The 1956-nt window shown below is 62.1% G+C and carries 3 protein-coding genes; all 3 read right to left on the bottom strand.

What is annotated here, in order from left to right:
- Positions 1-673 (bottom strand): S49 family peptidase (locus WB402_RS12510; RefSeq protein ID WP_424208348.1); only part of this gene is annotated, 673 nt, incomplete at its 3' end.
- A gap of 44 nt (positions 674-717) precedes the next feature.
- Positions 718-1194, bottom strand: a complete 477-nt coding sequence (locus tag WB402_RS12505; RefSeq protein ID WP_424208346.1) for a Rieske (2Fe-2S) protein — start codon at positions 1192-1194, stop codon at positions 718-720.
- Positions 1143-1832 (bottom strand): HAD-IA family hydrolase, encoded by a 690-nt coding sequence (locus WB402_RS12500; RefSeq protein WP_424208344.1) that lies wholly within the window; start codon positions 1830-1832, stop codon positions 1143-1145. The genes WB402_RS12505 and WB402_RS12500 overlap by 52 nt, the downstream gene beginning before the upstream one ends.
- Positions 1833-1956 lie beyond the last annotated feature (124 nt).

Below are 1956 nucleotides of genomic sequence, written 5' to 3'. Positions count from 1 at the left end.
CGTGTTTCGCCTCAGCCGGTTTGACCGGCCCGAACGGATCGAGAAAGCCCTTGTGCTCGCCCGAGGTCATGAGACGGCGCTCGACGCCGAGTTTTTTCATCGTGTCCACGAAACCGAAACCGTTCATGAGCACGCCGATCGAACCGACGATGCTCGCCTTGTCAGCGTAGATTTTGTCCGCCGCCGCAACCGCGTAGTAACAACCGGAGGCGCACACGTCGCCGATCACGGCATACAGCGGAACCTTGGGATATTTCGCGCGCAGCCTCTTGATTTCGTCGTTGATATAACCCGACTGGACCGGGCTCCCGCCGGGGCTGTTGGCGCGCAGGATCACGCCCACGGTGGATGTGCTTTCGAACGCCGCGCGCAACCCGGAGATGACGTTGTCGGCGCTGGCCTGACTGCTGGCGCTGATTTCGCCGTCGAGATCCACCAGTGCAGTATGGCGTTTCGCCAGTGACGTGCCGCTCCAGTTGTCCGACTGCGCCAGAACCAGTATCAGCAACAGATAGGCCGCGAAGAAAAACCGGAAGAAAATTTTCCAGCGCCGCGCGCGGCGCTGCTCAGTGAGCGCGGCAAACGCCAGGCGATCGAGCAAATCGCGTTCCCAGGTCGGTGAACGTCCCGGCGCGCTCGAGGACGTCGGAGTAGGGGAATCGTTGTCCGTCATGGAAATAACCTCACGTGACTTCGTCTGAATTTAACAAGTGTATATCATCCTCCGCCTCGAAACAGACGTCGCCGTCGTCCTCGAATACCGGCAGCTTCACCAGCCCTGCTCCGCCGCAGGGGACGCCACCGCCCGAGGCGCATGCTCTTTCGGCGGTGGCGGCCAGGCGACTCAATGAACGTCGTCGCTTGTGGCGTCCCGGCGTACTCCCTTCGAAGGAGCTTCGCCTCGGAAGGGAGTCGCCCCGCCCACGCACATTCCGCTGGCGGGCGCATAGCGCGCCCGTGCGTGGCGCACAGGAGATGCTCGCCAAAAGCATCGAAAAAATCGCCGTCATTCCAGTCGAGTTCCAGAGAACGATGCGCGCACTGGTTGAGATAAGCATGCACCCTGCCATTGAAACGAACGGCAAAGGCGGGAACCACTTCTCCGTGCCTCGATACATTGAAGCGCACACTGTGACCGCGCTCTACGAGTTCACGGCTGTGACAGATGACACGCCGCCCATGCGCCGCAGCCATTCGTAAACCTCCGTGAACGAATCCAGACAAGCCAGCGGGTCGTGCTCCGCCAGCAACTCGCGCCCATGCACGCCATAGGTCACGGCAAGGCGATCCATGCCCGCGTGGCGCGCCATCTGCATGTCATAGGTGGTATCGCCCACCATCAGCGCCGTACCCGCCTCCAAACCGACCTGTTCCAGAATATCTTCCAGCATCCGTGGATGCGGTTTGGAAAAGGCCTCATCGGCGCAACGCGTGGCGCAGAAAAGATGCGCGGTGCCGGTATCGCGCAACACGCGGTCCAGCCCGCGGCGCGCCTTGCCGGTCGCAATCGCCAACAGGTAACCGTGCGCCGACAAATCTTCCAGACCCGCGCGCACGCCAGGGAACAACTCCATGCCGGTCTGGTCGAGATGCAGGAAGTGCTGGCGGTAACGTTCCACCACCTGATCGCGCGTGGTGGCGTTGGCTTCCGGGAGCAGTTCAGTCACCGCCTCACCGAGCCCGAGACCGATGATGTGGCGAATGGCGTCCTCGCCCGGATCGGGCGCGCCGGCATCTTCGAACGCGGCGGCGAAGCAGCGCACGATCTTGGCGATGGAATCCATGAGGGTTCCGTCCCAGTCGAAAATGATCAGCTCATGCCTTGGCTTCACGGGACAGGCGTTGCAGCAAAGAAGAAAGTTCGTCGGGAAGCGGGGCTTCGATGTCCATTGTATAACCGGTTAGCGGGTGCGTGAACCGCAGCCGCTGCGCGTGCAGGAACAGGCGCCGCAGACC

Origin of the sequence: Sulfuricaulis sp. (assembly GCF_049587675.1) — a bacterium.
Lineage (GTDB): Bacteria > Pseudomonadota > Gammaproteobacteria > Acidiferrobacterales > Sulfurifustaceae > Sulfuricaulis.
Note: the sequence above shows the minus strand (reverse complement) of the source record. Positions and strands in the feature narration are given on the sequence as shown.